Origin of the sequence: Micromonospora sp. NPDC001898 (genome assembly GCF_042891255.1) — a bacterium.
Lineage (GTDB): Bacteria > Actinomycetota > Actinomycetes > Mycobacteriales > Micromonosporaceae > Micromonospora.
The window spans coordinates 582,948-597,686 of sequence record NZ_JBIATC010000003.1 but is presented as its reverse complement, the minus strand read 5'-3'; the positions used below and the strand labels follow the sequence as shown (position 1 = coordinate 597,686).

At 72.3% G+C, this 14,739-nt stretch carries 11 protein-coding genes; all 11 read right to left on the bottom strand.

The annotated features are described in order from the left end of the window. Positions 1–137: 137 nt before the first annotated feature. Positions 138–2,048 carry a ricin-type beta-trefoil lectin domain protein gene (locus tag ACFYZF_RS10530; RefSeq protein ID WP_387018043.1) on the bottom strand — a complete coding sequence of 637 codons (1,911 nt, stop codon included), beginning with the start codon at positions 2,046–2,048 and terminating at the stop codon, positions 138–140. 275 nt (positions 2,049–2,323) lie between these two features. Further along, the gene (locus ACFYZF_RS10525) at positions 2,324–3,979 is read right to left on the bottom strand and encodes a pectinesterase family protein (RefSeq protein WP_387018041.1); all 1,656 of its coding nucleotides are present in this window, start codon (positions 3,977–3,979) and stop codon (positions 2,324–2,326) included. A 140-nt stretch (positions 3,980–4,119) separates the two neighbouring features. Further along, the gene (locus tag ACFYZF_RS10520; RefSeq protein ID WP_387018039.1) at positions 4,120–5,523 is read right to left on the bottom strand and encodes a GH1 family beta-glucosidase; all 1,404 of its coding nucleotides are present in this window, start codon (positions 5,521–5,523) and stop codon (positions 4,120–4,122) included. Positions 5,524–5,582: 59 nt separating this feature from the next. Next, positions 5,583–6,587, bottom strand: a complete 1,005-nt coding sequence (locus ACFYZF_RS10515; RefSeq protein WP_387018036.1) for an ABC transporter ATP-binding protein — start codon at positions 6,585–6,587, stop codon at positions 5,583–5,585. After that, positions 6,584–7,621, bottom strand: a complete 1,038-nt coding sequence (locus tag ACFYZF_RS10510; protein WP_387018033.1) for an ABC transporter permease — start codon at positions 7,619–7,621, stop codon at positions 6,584–6,586. The genes ACFYZF_RS10515 and ACFYZF_RS10510 overlap by 4 nt, the downstream gene beginning before the upstream one ends. 3 nt (positions 7,622–7,624) lie before the next feature. Continuing rightward, a complete protein-coding gene (locus ACFYZF_RS10505) occupies positions 7,625–8,605 on the bottom strand; it encodes an ABC transporter permease (protein WP_387018030.1) in 981 nt (326 codons plus the stop codon). Next, positions 8,602–9,696 carry an ABC transporter ATP-binding protein gene (locus ACFYZF_RS10500; RefSeq protein WP_387018026.1) on the bottom strand — a complete coding sequence of 365 codons (1,095 nt, stop codon included), beginning with the start codon at positions 9,694–9,696 and terminating at the stop codon, positions 8,602–8,604. Before ACFYZF_RS10500 ends, ACFYZF_RS10505 begins: the two co-directional genes overlap by 4 nt. Before the next feature lie 88 nt (positions 9,697–9,784). Further along, positions 9,785–11,467, bottom strand: a complete 1,683-nt coding sequence (locus tag ACFYZF_RS10495) for an ABC transporter substrate-binding protein (protein WP_387018024.1) — start codon at positions 11,465–11,467, stop codon at positions 9,785–9,787. A gap of 142 nt (positions 11,468–11,609) precedes the next feature. After that, the gene (locus ACFYZF_RS10490) at positions 11,610–12,611 is read right to left on the bottom strand and encodes a LacI family DNA-binding transcriptional regulator (protein ID WP_387018021.1); all 1,002 of its coding nucleotides are present in this window, start codon (positions 12,609–12,611) and stop codon (positions 11,610–11,612) included. Positions 12,612–12,887: 276 nt separating this feature from the next. Then, on the bottom strand, positions 12,888–13,571 hold the full coding sequence (locus ACFYZF_RS10485) for an ABC transporter ATP-binding protein (RefSeq protein ID WP_387018019.1): 684 nt from the start codon (positions 13,569–13,571) through the stop codon (positions 12,888–12,890). Further along, positions 13,568–14,656 (bottom strand): ABC transporter permease, encoded by a 1,089-nt coding sequence (locus tag ACFYZF_RS10480; protein WP_387018016.1) that lies wholly within the window; start codon positions 14,654–14,656, stop codon positions 13,568–13,570. The genes ACFYZF_RS10485 and ACFYZF_RS10480 overlap by 4 nt, the downstream gene beginning before the upstream one ends. Positions 14,657–14,739 lie beyond the last annotated feature (83 nt).

The window sequence follows — 14,739 nt, the reverse complement described above, 5'->3', positions numbered from 1 at the left end:
CCCGCTGAGCGATCGGCCGGCGGTCGCCGCGGAGGGCGGCGGGGCTATGACGGGTGAGCGACGCGGGCACGTGCGCGCCGCCCCCCCCACCCCGGGCGGCGGCGCCCTGGCCCGGGCGCCCCCGACTGTGCGGGCCGTCAGGCCGGCAGGCTCCACTTCTGGTTGGCCCCGCCGGTGCACGACCAGATCTGCGTCTTCGTGCCGTCGGCGGAGACGTTGCCGGTGATATCGAGGCACTTGTTCGACTGCGGGTTCACCAGGTCCCGCCCGGCCGTCCACGTCCACTGCTGCGCGGCGCTGCCGTTGCAGGTCCACAGCTGCACCTTCGTGCCGTCGGCGGTGCCGCCGCCGGAGACGTCGAGGCACTTGCCCAGCGACCGTAGCGTCCCGTCGGAGGCGCGGTTCCAGGTCTGGTTGGCGCTGCCGGCGCAGCTCCAGATCTGCGCCGCGGCGCCGTCGGCGCTGCTGTTGTCGGTGACGTCCAGGCACTTGCCGCCGAGGCCGGTGATCGGCCCGGTCGGCCCGGTGGGCGTCCCGGGCCCGGACTGGGTGCCCGCCCAGGTGAACGTGGCGGTGGTGCGGGCCGGCAGGGTGTAGGTGAACGACTGCCCGCCCCAGACCACCTTCACCGACTGGGCGGACGTGCCGCCGTTGTGGGCGAGCAGCGCCTTGGCACCGTCGGAGTTGCGGTAGGCGACGTTCTGCACGGTGCCGTTGGCGGTGGAGGCGATCCGCTGCGCCCCGGGCCGGACGAACTTGGTCAGGTGCCCGGTGGTGTAGTACTCGATCGTGTAGTCGACCTGGCCGGCGCGGGAGCCGCCCTCCTGCACGGTGACCAGGCCGGTGCAGGTGCCGCAGCCGCCGTTGTGCGGGCCCATGTTCTGGTTGAGCGCCAGGCTCCACTTGACGATGCTCCGGCTCCAGTTCCGGGCGTAGTTGACGATGTCGGCCATGTCCTCGTTGTGCTGGTTGCCGATCCAGGTGCCACCGGAGTGCTCGGTGCTGAACTGCGGCACCGACGGGTACTGGCCCTGCACCTGGCCGCCGACCGCCGGGTCGCCGAAGTAGCCGTGCCAGGCGATCCCGCCGAAGAGCGGGTCGTTGCGGACGGCGGCGTCGCCGAGCACCCCGGAGCCCATGGTGGCGTAGTCGCCGTAGTTCCAGTCGTGCACCAGCACCTTCGTGGTGATGCCGGCGGCCCGGAACGCCGGGTAGACGAAGTTCTTGGTCAGCTCGGCCAGGCCGGAGGAGTTCCAGCTCATCCCGGGGTAGTCCATCGCCGTCGGGTTGCCCGACTGGCAGCAGTTCGGCTCGTTCTGCACCGAGAGGTAGTCGACCTTCACGCCGCGCGCCGCGTACGCCTGGACGGTCTTGACGAAGTACTGGGCGTAGGTGGCGTAGTACTGGGACTTCAGCCAGCCCATCTGGTCCATCCGGCCGTTGTCCTTCATCCAGCCGGGCGCGCTCCACGGCACGACCTTGACCCGCAGGGCGGGGTTGAGCTGCCGGGCCTGGGCGGTGAGCAGCTCGACGTTGGTGTCGTAGCCGTTGGCGCCGAAGTCGGTGAGGTCGCAGCAGGTGTCGTCGAGGGAGACGTGGCCCGGGCGGGACAGGTCGGAGGCCCCGATCGGGTTGCGGACGAAGGACAGCCCGATGCCGTCGGTGGGGCTGAACAGCTTGCGCATCACCTCGTCGCGGGTGGCCGCGCTGACCGGGCCGCCGCGCAGCAGGTACGCGGTGGTGTCCGTGATCGACGCTCCGGCGCCCTCGAACGGCTGGTAGCGGGTGTTCTCGTCGACAGTGACGGTGTGCGTGGCCCCGCCGCTGGACGCCGCGAAGCTCACCGGGGTCTGCTGTTGCAGCCCGCGGGTCACGGTGCGACCGCCGGAGTCGGAGGTGGTGGTGAGCCAGACGTTCACGCTCTCACCGGCGGCCTGCGCGGTCGGGGCCGCGAGGGTGAGGACGCCGGTTGTCAGGCAGAGTGTGAGGGCCCCGGCCAGTGCGGCGCGGGCCGGCGAGCGGTGGATGGTGGGTGGGGTGAGGGACACGGAGTGCTCCCTTCGACGGGCGGCGGTGTCCGGCGGTGCACCCGGGCGGGGCGTGGACCTGTCCGCCGGCACCGGGACGGGGCGGGCGGTGCGGCCAGCGCGCCGCAGCCGTCGCCAGGGTTGCCGTCGCCCGGCCCTGCCCGGCAGGGAATCGACGGTCATGACTGAGGAAACACTGTTGTAACTCTTATGTCAAGCATTGAAAAAAGCGATGACCGGCACGGGCAGGGGCGGGGTGACGGCCCCGTTGCCGCCTCCCCGCCCCCGTGGCCCGGTCAGGAGATCGGGTTCCAGCCGTCCGAGCCCGCCAGGTACTTCTGCGCGGTGTACGTCGGCGCCTGCGCGTCGGTCAGCTGCGGACGGTCCGCGGTGACCGTCGCCCCGGCTCCGGTGTTGCGGTACTCGAAGAACCGGGCGTCCCTCCAGGGGAACCCGGACATGTCGGTCCACGGGGAGTCCTTGATGTGCGCGCCGAGGACGCTGTCGCGGAACACCACCTGGCCGATCGCGTTGACGTCGCCGCTCGGGTGCCACGGCCGGCCGAGGTGCACGCTCTGCGCGCCCGCCGAGTCGGTGGTCAGGGTGCACCGGTTGAACAGGAGGCCGTACGGGTTGCTGATCATGGTGGACGGCGCGGTGACGTACCCGTTGTTGCTCGACGAGCCCCGGCTCAGCGACCTGATCTCGCAGCGGTCGAAGACCCCGGTGCCCCGGCCGAAGATGAAGTCGACGTCGCCCTCGACGTGGCAGTTGCGGAAGTACGCCCGGCCGATCGTGCCGCTGTTCGCGCTGTTGTGGTACAGGGTGTCCTGGTTGCCGAGGAACCGGACGTTGTCGAAGACCAGCCGGTCGGCGCGGGTGAGCACCGCCACCGCCTGTTCGGCGCTGTAGTCGTGCGCCGCCTCGTCGAAGCTGTTCGAAAAGGTGAGGTGCTTCGCGGTGAAGTCGTGGCCGTCGATGGTCACCGAGGCGCTGCCCGAGGTGCCGTAGGTGCCGCCCTCCGGCCTCGGCGTGCCGGAGGCGTTGTCGTAGGTGATCACCACGTCGCCGGCGTCGCCGGTCGAGCCGACGAACGAGACGTACGGCCTGTCGGCCGGGATGGTGACCAACTCCTGGTAGGTGCCGGGCCTGATGGTGATGGTGTGCCGGCTGGTGTTGCCCGACGGCACGGCGTTCACCGCCGCCTGCACGCTGGAGAAGTCGCCGCTGCCGTCCTTGGCGACCACGGCGGACTGCCCGGCGGGAGGGGTGCTGGTGGGGGTGGGGGTCGCCGTCGGGCTGACGGTGGCCGGCGGCGTGGTGGGGGTGTCGCCGCCGCTGGTCACCGTCACGTCGTCGTACCGGGCGGTGGCGTAGCGGGTCTGCAGGCCGATCCGGCCGGTCGCGGTGAGCGGGCCGGTGCCCGAGGCGATCAGGGCGCCGTCGACGTAGCCGCGCACGGTCGAGCCGGCGACCTCGATCCGCAGCGTGTACCAGGTGCCGGCGGCGACCGGCCGGGACGCCGAGCCCAGGGCGGTGGCCGTGCCGCTGCGCACCGACTCCAGCCGCACCTGGTTGCCGGGGAGCAGGGCGAGCCGGTAGAAGGTCGTCGAGCCGGAGGCCCGGGCCAGCAGGGCCGTCGCGCCGTCCGCCGGCAGGGTCAGCGGCTTGACCCGGGCCTGAACCGTGTAGTCGGTCCAGGACGAGGAGCCGGCGAAGAGCCGGGCGTTGTCGGTGTCGCCCTTGGCCTGTTGCAGGGCCGGGCTGCCGTCGGTGACCACGGACCAGGTGCCGCCGGACTTCGACCAGCCGGCGGTGTCGCCGTCGGAGAAGTCGTCGCCGAACAGGGTCGCGGCGTACGCGGACTGCGCGCCGCCGAGCTGGGTGAGGGCGAGCAGTGCGGTGGTGGCCGTGGCGGCGGCGAGCAGGGGGAGTCGGCGGTTTCTGCGCATGGTGGGGGAACCTCCGGGGGCGGGTGGGGAGGTCGGACATCGCACGTGAAAGCGCTTTCCTGGCGCACCGTAGCCCCCGGACTCAAGTGTGTCAATGAACGCCGGCCGGGGTGCCGCACGCGCCCCGGCCGCCCGGTCGCTCAGCCCCGCCCGCGCACCCGCCGGACGGTGTCGCGGAACCACAGCGCGCTGCGTTTCGGGACGCGTTCCTGGGTGTCGTAGTCGACCCGGACGATGCCGAACCGCTTGTCGTAGCCGTACGCCCACTCGAAGTTGTCCAGCAGCGACCAGGCGAAGTATCCGCGTACGTCCGCGCCCGCCCGCCGGGCCCGGGCCACCGCCCGCAGGTGCTCGGCGAGGTAGTCCACCCGGTCGTCGTCGGCGACGAAGCCGCGCACGTCCGGGCGGTCGTCGAACGCCGCGCCGTTCTCGGTGATGACCATCGGCAGGCCGGGGTAGTCGCGGCTGATCCGCAGCAGCAGGTCGGTGAGGCACTCCGGGACGATCTCCCAGCCCATCGCCGTGCGCGGCCGGCCCCTGGGGATCACCCGGCGCACCGGACGGCCGCCGGCGTCCCGGTCCCGGCCGTCGGCGTCCACCCCGGAGAAGACCTGCCCGAAGTAGTAGTTGACCCCGAGCACGTCGAGCGGGGCGGCGATGACCGTCAGGTCGTCGTCGCGCACCGGGACCGTCACCCCGTCGGCCGCCAGGTCGGCCAGCACGTCGTCGGGGTACCGGCCGTGCACGAGCGGGTCCAGGTAGAGCCGCGCGCCCAGCCCGTCGGCGGCCCGGGCGGCGTCGCGGTCGGCGGCGCTGTCGGTGGCCGGTTCGGCGGTGGCCAGGTTCAGCGTGATGCCCACCTCGACCGGGGCGGTGGCCGCCGCCCTGATCCGCCGGATCGCCAGCCCGTGGCCGAGCAGCAGGTGGTGCGCCGCCGCGATGGCGTCGCCGAGGTCGCGGCGGCCCGGGGCGTGCTCGCCGTACGCGTAGCCGAGCATCGCCGAGCACCACGGCTCGTTCAGCGTGGTCCACGTCCGCACCCGGTCGCCGAGGGCGTCGAAGACCAGCATCGCGTAGTCGGCGAACCGGTGGGCGGTGTCCCGCGCCGGCCAGCCGCCGGCGTCCTCCAGCTCCTGCGGCAGGTCCCAGTGGTAGAGCGTGACCCACGGGTCGACGCCCCGGCCGAGCAGCTCGTCGACCAGCCGGTCGTAGAAGGCCAGGCCCGCCGGGTTGGCCGGGCCGCGCCCGCCCGGCTGCACCCGGGGCCAGGCCGTCGAGAACCGGTACGTGTCCACGCCCAGGTCCGCGATCAGGGCCACGTCCTGCGGCATCCGGTGGTAGTGGTCGCAGGCCACGTCGCCGGTGTCGCCGCCGGCCACCGCCCCCGGAACCCGGCAGAAGGTGTCCCAGATCGACGGTGTCCGCCCGTCCTCGGCGACCGCGCCCTCGATCTGGTACGACGACGTGGCCACCCCCCAGCGGAACGAAGCCGGGAGGGTGTCGATCGGGTCGGCGGCCGCCGACCCGGCGGCGGTGGACTCCATGCTGCTCCTCGGTGCGGCGCTGGGCCGGTCCGCGGAACCGGGCCCGGGAAGGTGCCCGATCACCGGGCGACCACCTCGTCGGCCTGGTGCAGCCAGCAGGCGACCGCCCGGCCCGGGTCGCCGGCCGGCGGGCCGAGCGTCGGCAGCCGGCTGTCGCACGGCGCGACCGCCCGGGGGCAGCGCGGGTGGAACGCGCACCCGTCGGGCATCGCGCGCAGGTCCGGCGGGGAGCCGGGGATGCCCGTCAGCTCCCGGCGCGGCCCGCGCAGGGCGGGGAAGGAGTGCAACAGCCCGTCGGTGTACGGGTGCAGCGCCGCGCCGTACAGCTGCGCGGCCGGTGCCTGCTCGACGATCCGGCCGCCGTACATGATGGCGATGCGGTCGGAGAACTCCACCAGCAGCGACAGGTCGTGGGTGATGAACAGCACCGCGAAGCCGAGCCGTTCGCGCAGCTCGGCGAGCTGGCTGAGGATCTGCCGCTGCATCACCACGTCCAGGGCGGTGGTCGGCTCGTCCATGATGACGACCTGCGGCTCCAGGGCCAGCGCCATGCCGATCATCACCCGCTGCCGCATGCCCCCGGAGAGCTGGTGCGGGTAGCTGTCCAGCCGGTCGGCGGAGATGCCGACCAGCCGCAGCAGCTCCCGGGCCCGGGCCAGCCGGGCCGGGCGGCTCAGCCCCGGCTGGTGCGCCCTGATCACGTCGACGAGCTGGGTGGAGACCTTGTGCACCGGGTTGAGGGAGTTCATCGCCCCCTGGAACACGATCGACGTCTCCGCCCAGCGGAATGCCCGCAGCTGCGCGGGGGACAGGGTGAGCACGTCGACCGGCGGGCCGTCGACGGGGTGGTAGACCACCTCGCCGCCGCTGATCACCCCGGGCGGCGGGAGCAGCCGGGTCAGCCCGTACGCCAGGGTGGACTTGCCACTGCCGCTCTCCCCGGCCAGGCCGAGCACCTCGCCCCGGTGCAGGGTGAGGTCGACCTCGCGGACGGCGCGCACGGCCGAGTCGCCGAGGCCGTAGTCGACGCTGAGCCGACGGATCTCCAGCACCGGTTCGCTCATCGACCGGCCTCCTTTCGCTGTCCGGGCGCGGCCGGCGACGCCGGCCGGGGCGCCAGCACCGGGGTGAAGCCCACCCGCATCCGCACGGTGCGCCCGTCGGCCGTGCGGATCCGGGACCGTCCGGCGCTGCGCAGGCGGGGGCTGACGAACTCGTCGATGCCGAAGTTGATCAGCGCCAGGGCGGTGCCGAGCAGCGCGATGGCCAGCCCGGCCGGCACGAACCACCACCAGGCGCCCTGCGCCAGGGCCTGCTGGCTCTGCGCCCAGAACAGGATGGTGCCCCAGTTCCACGACGAGACCGACGAGATGCCGATGAAGGCCAGGGTGATCTCCGACATGACGGCGAAGATCACCGTGCCGACGAAGCCCGAGGCGATGATCGCGGTGAGGTTCGGCAGGATCTCGAAGCCGATGATCCGCCAGGTGTGCTCGCCGGTGGCCCGCGCGGCCTCCACGTAGTCGCGCCGGCGTAGCGACAGCGTCTGGGCGCGCAGCACCCGGGCGCCCCACGCCCACGAGGTGAGCCCGATGACCAGGGCGACGACCAGGTCGCCGGCCCCCTCGACCGTGGACGTGACGATGATGATCAGCGGCAGCGCCGGGATCACCAGGAACACGTTGGACAGCGCGGACAGGCCGTCGTCGGCGAGCCCGCCGAGGTAGCCGGCGGTCACCCCGACCAGGACGGACAGCACGGTGGCGATCACGCCCGCGGTCAGGCCGACCAGCATCACCCCGCGGGTGCCGACCAGGATCTGGCTGAACACGTCCTGTCCGAGGTGGGTGGTGCCGAACCAGTGCGCCGCCGACGGCGGCTGGAGCAGGTCGGCGCTGCGTGCGTCCGGGTCGTACGGTGCGATCCACGGGCCGATCACCGCGAGCAGCAGGTACCCGGCGACCACGGCCAGTCCCGTGGCGGCTTTGCCGCCGCTGACGAACCGCAGCCGACGGCGGCGGCTCGGCCGGACGCTGGGCTGGGCCATCGCGCCCTGCTCCGGGATGACCTGCTCCACGCTGGAGGTGGGAATGCTCACGGCTCAGCCCTCCTTGCGGGTACGCGGGTCGAGGAACAGGTACACCACGTCGGCGAGCAGGTTGGCCACCAGCACCGACAACGTGATGACCAGGAAGATGCCCTGCATCAGCGGGTAGTCCTTGGCGCTGACGGCCCGGAAGAGCAGGAACCCGAGCCCCGGGTACGAGAAGACGATCTCCACGAGCAGGGTGCCGCCGACGATCAGCCCGAGCGACAGGGCGAACCCGGCGACGTTGGGCAGCAGCGCGTTGCGCGCCGCGTAGCTCATCGCGACCCGCCGCTCGGGCAGGCCCTTGGCGTGCGCCACCGTGATGTAGTCCTCGGCGGCGACGGTGACCATCATGTTGCGCATGCTGAGGATCCAGCCGCTCATCGAGGAGACCAGGATGGTGGCGGCGGGCAGCAGGCTGTGCTGCACCGCGCTGCCCAGGAAGATGCTGTCCAGGGCGGGGACCAGGCCCGGCTCGTAGCCGCCGGAGGACGGGAAGAAACTGCCCGGCCCGGCCAGCACCGCGATCGCCACCAGGCCCAGCCAGAAGTACGGCACCGAGGACAGGAACGTGGTGACCGGCAGCAGCCCGTCCACCCAGGAGCCGCGCCGCCAGCCGGCCAGCACCCCGAGCCCGGTGCCGAGCACGAAGCTGACCGCGGTGGTGACGCCGACCAGGATGAGGGTCCAGGGCAGCGCGTCGCCGATGACCTCCGACACCGGCGACGGGAACGCCGTGAACGACAGCCCCAGGTCGCCGTGGGCGAGCTGTCGCCAGTAGTCGACGTACTGGTCCCACAGGCTGTCGTCGGAGTCGAGGCCGAACAGCACGTACAGCGAGTGGATGGCGTCGGTGCTGAGCTGTCCCTGGAAGCGGGAGACCAGCGACTTCACCGGGTCGCCGGGGATCATCCGGGGGATGAAGAAGTTGATGGTCAGCGCCGCCCAGGCGGTGAACACGTAGAAGGCGACGCGCCGCAGCAGGAAGATCATCGGCCGGCCTCCCCGCCCACCGTGGCTGCCGCGCCGCCGGCCCCGGTGACGTCGGGGTGGTAGAGCCAGCAGGCCGTCCAGTGCCCGTCGGTGTCGCCGACGGTCAGCCTCGGGGGCAGCTCCTCGGCGCAGCGCGGCAGGGCCACCGGGCAGCGCGGGTGGAACCGGCAGCCGGCGGGCGGCCGGATCAGGCTGGGCGGCTCGCCGTCGCCGCGCTCGGCCACGTCCGCCCCGCCGCCGCCGGTGATCCGGTCCGGGTCGGGCGCCGAGCCGATCAGCAGCCGGGTGTACGGGTGCGCCGGGCGCTGGGTGACCGTCTCGCTGTCCCCGCCCTCGACCAGGCGGCCGGCGTACATCACCAGCGTCTCGTCGGCGAAGTAGCGGGCCGAGGCGATGTCGTGGGTGATGTAGAGGATCGCCAGGTCGAACCGCTCCTTGAGCTCGCGCAGCAGGTTGAGCACGCCGAGCCGGATCGACACGTCGAGCATGGACACCGGCTCGTCGGCGAGCAGCACCTCCGGGTCGGCGCCGAGCGCGCGGGCGATGGCGACCCGTTGCCGCTGCCCGCCGGACAGCTCGTGCGGGAAGGAGTCCAGGTAGCGCTCGGCCGGGGTGAGCCGGACCCGTTCGAGCAGCCGCCGCAGCGCCGCGTCGAGGTCGGCGTCGGTGCGGCCGGCGTTGCCGTGCACGCGCAGCGCCCGGGTCAGGTGGTAGCGCACGGTGTGCACCGGGTTCAGCGACGCGAACGGGTCCTGGAAGATCAGCTGGACCTTCCGGGCGTACGCCCGGAACGGCCGTCCGCCACGGACGGTGACCGGCTCGCCGTGCAGCGCGATGGTGCCCGCCGTGCGCGGATAGAGCTGCGCGAGCAGCCGGGCGACGGTCGACTTGCCGGAGCCGGACTCGCCGACCAGGGCGGTGACCCGGCCACGGCGCAGGGTCAGCTGCACGTCGTCGACCGCGTGCACGGCCGTTCGGGTACGGGAGAACAGGCCGCGCAGCCGCCTGCGGACGGGGAAGTGCTTGGTCAGGCCGATCGCCTCCAGCACCTCCTCGCCGGCGGCCGGGGCCGACGGGGTGGGCGTCGTCATCCGGGTTCCTGTCTGCTCAGGGATGGTCGCGGCGTGGCCGCCGGTGGTCCGGGCGGGGGGTGGACCGCCCGGACCACCGGCGCCCGGCTCAGGATCCGGCGGGCCGCAGGTGCTGCACGACGTCCGCCGCGTTGGGCTGGGTCGGCTGCCCCGCGCCGTAGGCGTTCGCGTCGTCCGGCCACCCGGTCCAGTTCTTCGTGCTGTACGCGGACCCGACGTTGTCCGCGCCGACCGGGATGATCGGCGTGTGCTCCACGAAGACCTTCTGGAGCGTGGCCAGGGCCGCGGTGCGGGCGGCGTCGTCGGTGGCGTTGGCGTACGCGGCGAGCGCGGCGGTGGCCTGCGGGTTGTCGAAGCGGCCGAAGTTGCCGGCGGGGGAGGCCTTGCCGATCGGCTTGAGCAGCCGGCCGTCCATCACCGTCTGGTAGATGTCGTACGGGGTCGCGCCGCCGTTGGTCCACCGGAAGGTCGCGTCGAACCGGCCCTCCTCGACGTTGCGGAACCAGGCGTCCTGGTTGGCCTTCTCCACGGTGGCGGTGATGCCGATGGTGGACAGGTTGTCCTTCACGATCTCCAGGCTCGTCTGGTAGTCCGACCAGCCGGACGGGTCGGTCAGGGTGAGGGTGACCGGCTTGCCGCCCGGGTCGACCAGCTTCTCGCCGGCGTACCGGAAGCCCGCCTCGGTGAGCACCTTCTTCGCGCCGTCGACGTCGATCCGCTGCTGCTGGCCCTTGAACTCGGCGGCGACGTAGGCGTCGCCGGCCGGGCTCGGCAGCCCGGTCACGCTGGTCACCACCGGGTGGAAGTACCCGGCCGAGGCCTGCTGGAAGATGTCCTCCCGGTTGACCACCATGTTCATCGCCCGGCGCAGGGCGGGGTTGTCGAACGGCTTACGGGTGGTGTTGATGTACAGGCCGTGGATGCCGAGCACCGGCGGCGCCCACACCTTGTGGTTGGCCGGGTCCTTGCCGACGAACACCGTCTTGACGTTGGGGATGAAGACGAAGCTCCACTCGGACTCGCCGTTGGCCAGCGCCGTGGTCTGCGCGTTGTTGTCGGTGAACGAGGTGTAGCGCAGTTCCTTGACCTTCGGCAGTTCCTGCCAGTAGCCGCTGGTGCGCACGGTCAGGGTGGTGGTCTGCGGGGTGAACGACGTGAGCGTGTACGCGCCGCTGCCCACCGGGTTCTTGTTGACGTTGGTGCCCGGGTCCTTGATCGCCGACCAGATGTGCTGCGGCACGATCGGCACCTGGGCGATGATCTTCTGCTGGTTGACGAACTGCGGCGAGGCGAAGCCGAGGGTCACCTGGTTGCCGGCGGTGGTGATCGAGGTGTACGGGGTGGCCGCGATGTTGAGCGCCTCGTTGGCCTTCAGCAGGTTGTAGGTGAACGCGACGTCGGCGGCGGTGACCGGCTTGCCGTCGGACCAGGTGGCGTTGTCCCGGAGGGTGACGGTGACCGAGCGGTAGTCCGCGGTCCACTCGGCCTTCGAGGCCAGCCAGGGCTTGAACGGATCGGCGGGCTTGACCGGGTTCCACATCATCAGCGGCTCGTAGATCTGCCACCGGTAGCCCAGCGACGCCGCCGACGAGGTGGTCAGGAACGGGTTGTGGTTCTCCGTCTGCGGGCCGTTGGGCATGCCGACGTTGAGCACGGTCGCGCCGCTGCCGCCCTTGTCCCGGTTCCGGGTGTTCGCGGTCTCGCTGCACGCGGTCCCGGTGGCGGCGATCGCGCCGGCCAGCGCGACGGCGACGAACTGGCGTCTTCTCATGGTGGTCTCCCTCGATGCTCCCCGCTGCGGGCGCGGGGTCGGTGGTGGGGGTAAGGGTGTGCGGTGTCGCGCCCGGTCGGTTCGAAGCCCCGACCGGTGGCGTGGATGGTGTGTCTCTCGGGTTGCGGGTGGTGCGGCCGGCTCAGGACCCGGCGGTCGAGCCACGCACGGTGAACGTGGTGGGTATGACGGTCGGTGTGTCGGGCAGCGGGGTGCCGTCGAAGTGGGCGATGAGGGCACGGGCGGCGGCCTCGCCCATCTGCCGCAACGGCTGGTGCACCGAGGTCAGCGGAGGATGGGTGTGCGCCGCCAGGGGCAGGTCGTCGAAGCCGACGACCGCCACGTCCTCGGGGACGCGGCGGCCGGCGGCGCGCAGCGCCTGGAGTGCCCCGGCGGCGGACAGGTCGTTGTGGGCGAAGACGGCGTCGAAGGGCGTACCGGCCGCCAGCAGCCGCTGCGCCGCCGCCCGCCCGCAGTCGAGGGTGAAGTCGCCCTCGACCACCAGGTCCGGGTCCAGCGGCAGGCCGGCCCGGGCGTAGCCCTCGGCGAAGCCATCCAGCCGCTCGCTGGTGCAGCCGAACCGGTGCAGGCCGGTGACGACCAGGGGGCGGTGCCGGCCGAGGGCGAGCAGGTGCTCGGCCGCGGCCAGGGCGCCGGCCCGGTTGGTGGTCCGGACGGAGGGGAACTGCGGCTGGTGCCCCCGGTCGTCGATGAGGATCACCGGCAGCCCTCGGTCGTGCAGCGCGGTGATGTAGTCCAGGGTGCCCTCCGGCTCGACCACCAGCAGGCCGTCGAAGGACTTCGCGGAGACCTGGGAGGCGAACCGCCGCATCGACTCGTCCCCCCGGTTGCAGGTGAACAGCAGCAGGCCGTAGCCCTCGCTCTCCACCACGTCGACCGCTCCCTGGAGCACCTCGCCCATCCACGGCCAGGTGAGCGAGGGGACCAGCATGCCGACCACCCGGGCCCGGCCCCGGGCCAGCCCGACGGCGCGGTCGCTGGGCACGTAGCCCAGTTCCTTGATCACGGCGCGGACCCGGGCTGCCGTGGCCTGGCCGAGCTCGCCCTTGCCGTTGAGGACCCGGGAGACGGTCGTCTTGCTCACCCCCGCCCGGATGGCGACGTCGGCGATGGTGATCGGCACGTGACGCTCCCGGTCCGGAGGTGTTGAGGGAGTGGTTCGGAACCGGTTGCGGAAGCGGTTCCGGTCGCAGTCAACCGGAGTGACGCTGGCCACGTCAATAACGCGCAGGTAACGAAACATGGCTAATTTCAAGATCTTAAAGAAGCGACGCGTCGATGCCTTCCGGGTCCGTCGGACCGGGGCATGGCCGGTGGGTGCCACCCCGGCCATGCCCCGGTCCGGTCCGTCAGGCGTGCGCGGTACGGCGTCGACGAGATGCTGCCGGCCGGGTGGTGCTCAGCGGGTCGGGGCGGGCAGCCGCAGGCACCCGTCGTCCACCTCGGCGACCTGTTCCACGGCGGTGAGGAGGGTGCGGTCGTGGGTGACCAGGACGGTGGCGGTGGCCTGCTGGTGGGTGAGACGGGTGATCAGGTCGATGACGGCCGCGCCGCGTTCGTGGTCGAGGGCGCTGGTGGGTTCGTCGACCAGCAGGACGGTGGGGTCGTTCATCAGGGCCCGGGCGATGTTGACGCGCTGACGCTGGCCGCCCGAGAGCTGGTGAGGGCGCCGGTTGGCCTGGGCGGCCAGGCCGACGGCGTCGAGCAGTTCCATGGCGCGACCGCGCGCCCTGCCGGGGGAACGGCTGTCGAGGTGGGCGATGACCTGGAGCTGTTCGGCGACGGTGAGGGAGGGCAGCAGGTTCGGCTGCTGGAAGACGATGCCGATCTTGTGGCGGCGCAGGTCGGTGAGTTCGCCCCGGGTCATGCCGGTGGTGGTGGTGCCGTCGACCGTGACGGTGCCGGAGTCGGGGGTGATCAGGGTGGCGGCGACGGCGAGCAGGCTGGACTTTCCGGAGCCGGAGGGGCCGATGACGGCGGTCAGGGTGCCCTTGGGGACGTCCAGGCTGACGTGGTCGAGGGCCGTCAGGCGGCTGTCCCCGTCCGGGTAGGTGAGCGTGACGTCGGTCAGGTTGAGGCTCATCGGGCGCTCCCCAGGGCGGTCAGCGGGTCGACGGAGGTGATCCGGCGGATGGACAGGGCGGCCCCGAGCGCGCCGAGCAGGATCATCACGGCGGCGGGGGCGAGGACGGTGGCGGGGGTGAGCAGGAACGGTATGGCGGTGCCGGCGAGGAGAGCGCCCAGCGCGACCGCGACGACCGTGCCGACGAGGGTGCCGCCGACGAGCAGGAGGACGGCCTGGCCGAGCGCGTCGCGCAGCAGGTAGGCGGTGGAGGCGCCCAGGGCCTTGAGGACGGCGACATCGGCGCTTCGCTGGATCGTCCACACGGTGAAGAAGGCGCCGATGACCAGGGCGGAGATGGCGAACAGGAAGCCCCGCATCAGTTGCAGGGAGCCGTTCTCGGAGGTGTAGGAGCCGATCGCGGACAACGAGTCGTTCGTGGAGACCGTCCTGGTGCCCGTGGCCTCGTCGGTGGCCTGCACGTCGACGCCGGAGGTGGTGTCCAGGGCGATGACGGTGGCGCTGGGGCCGTGGTCGGCGCCGGTGGTGGGGGTGATCTTCTGCCAGGCGTCGAGGCTGATCCAGATCACCGGGGTGTGGCTGAAGGAGGCGTCACCGCTCACGGCGGCGACGGTCAGCGGGCGGCCGGCGACGGTGACGGCGTCGCCGGGCCTGAGCCCGAGTTCGTCGGCGGCGTCGCGGGACAGCACGGCCGAGTCGCCGTCGATCCGGTCGCTGTCCGGGGCCAGCGCGGCCCCGGGTCGGACGCCGAAGGCGGACACGCCGGCGCTTCTGTCCCCGGCGGTGGCCTTGGTCGTGGTGATCCCGATCGGCTCGGCGCTCGTGACACCGGGGGCGCCGGCCCACTGCCGCCACTGTTCCTCGGTGACCGTCGAGTTGGCGTAGGACAGGTCCTGCCCGTCGCCCGGAGACCCGAAGGCGATCCTGTTCGCGGGCAGGCCGGTGATCGCGGAGACGTTCTGTTGGCCCAGTCCGGCGGTCAGCCCGGACAACAGCCCGACCAGCAGGGTGATCAGCACGATGACGGCCCCGACCAGGGCGAACCGCCCCTTGGCGAACCTGAGGTCCCTCCAGGCGACAAACATGCTATGACCTGCACTTTCATTCGGTGGAAGCGGTACTCGTCCACCGTCGCAGCCGGTCCCCGGTCGGGACATCTGGCGCAGGG

Bases quoted from the DNA above. Each gene is read 5' to 3' on its own strand.
- ACFYZF_RS10525 (WP_387018041.1), bottom strand. From the start codon at position 3,979: ATGCGCAGAAACCGCCGACTCCCCCTGCTCGCCGCCGCCACGGCCACC.
- ACFYZF_RS10520 (WP_387018039.1), bottom strand. From the start codon at position 5,523: ATGGAGTCCACCGCCGCCGGGTCGGCGGCCGCCGACCCGATCGACACC.
- ACFYZF_RS10515 (WP_387018036.1), bottom strand. From the start codon at position 6,587: ATGAGCGAACCGGTGCTGGAGATCCGTCGGCTCAGCGTCGACTACGGC.
- ACFYZF_RS10505 (WP_387018030.1), bottom strand. From the start codon at position 8,605: ATGATCTTCCTGCTGCGGCGCGTCGCCTTCTACGTGTTCACCGCCTGG.
- ACFYZF_RS10500 (WP_387018026.1), bottom strand. From the start codon at position 9,696: ATGACGACGCCCACCCCGTCGGCCCCGGCCGCCGGCGAGGAGGTGCTG.
- ACFYZF_RS10495 (WP_387018024.1), bottom strand. From the start codon at position 11,467: ATGAGAAGACGCCAGTTCGTCGCCGTCGCGCTGGCCGGCGCGATCGCC.
- ACFYZF_RS10485 (WP_387018019.1), bottom strand. From the start codon at position 13,571: ATGAGCCTCAACCTGACCGACGTCACGCTCACCTACCCGGACGGGGAC.
- ACFYZF_RS10480 (WP_387018016.1), bottom strand. From the start codon at position 14,656: ATGTTTGTCGCCTGGAGGGACCTCAGGTTCGCCAAGGGGCGGTTCGCC.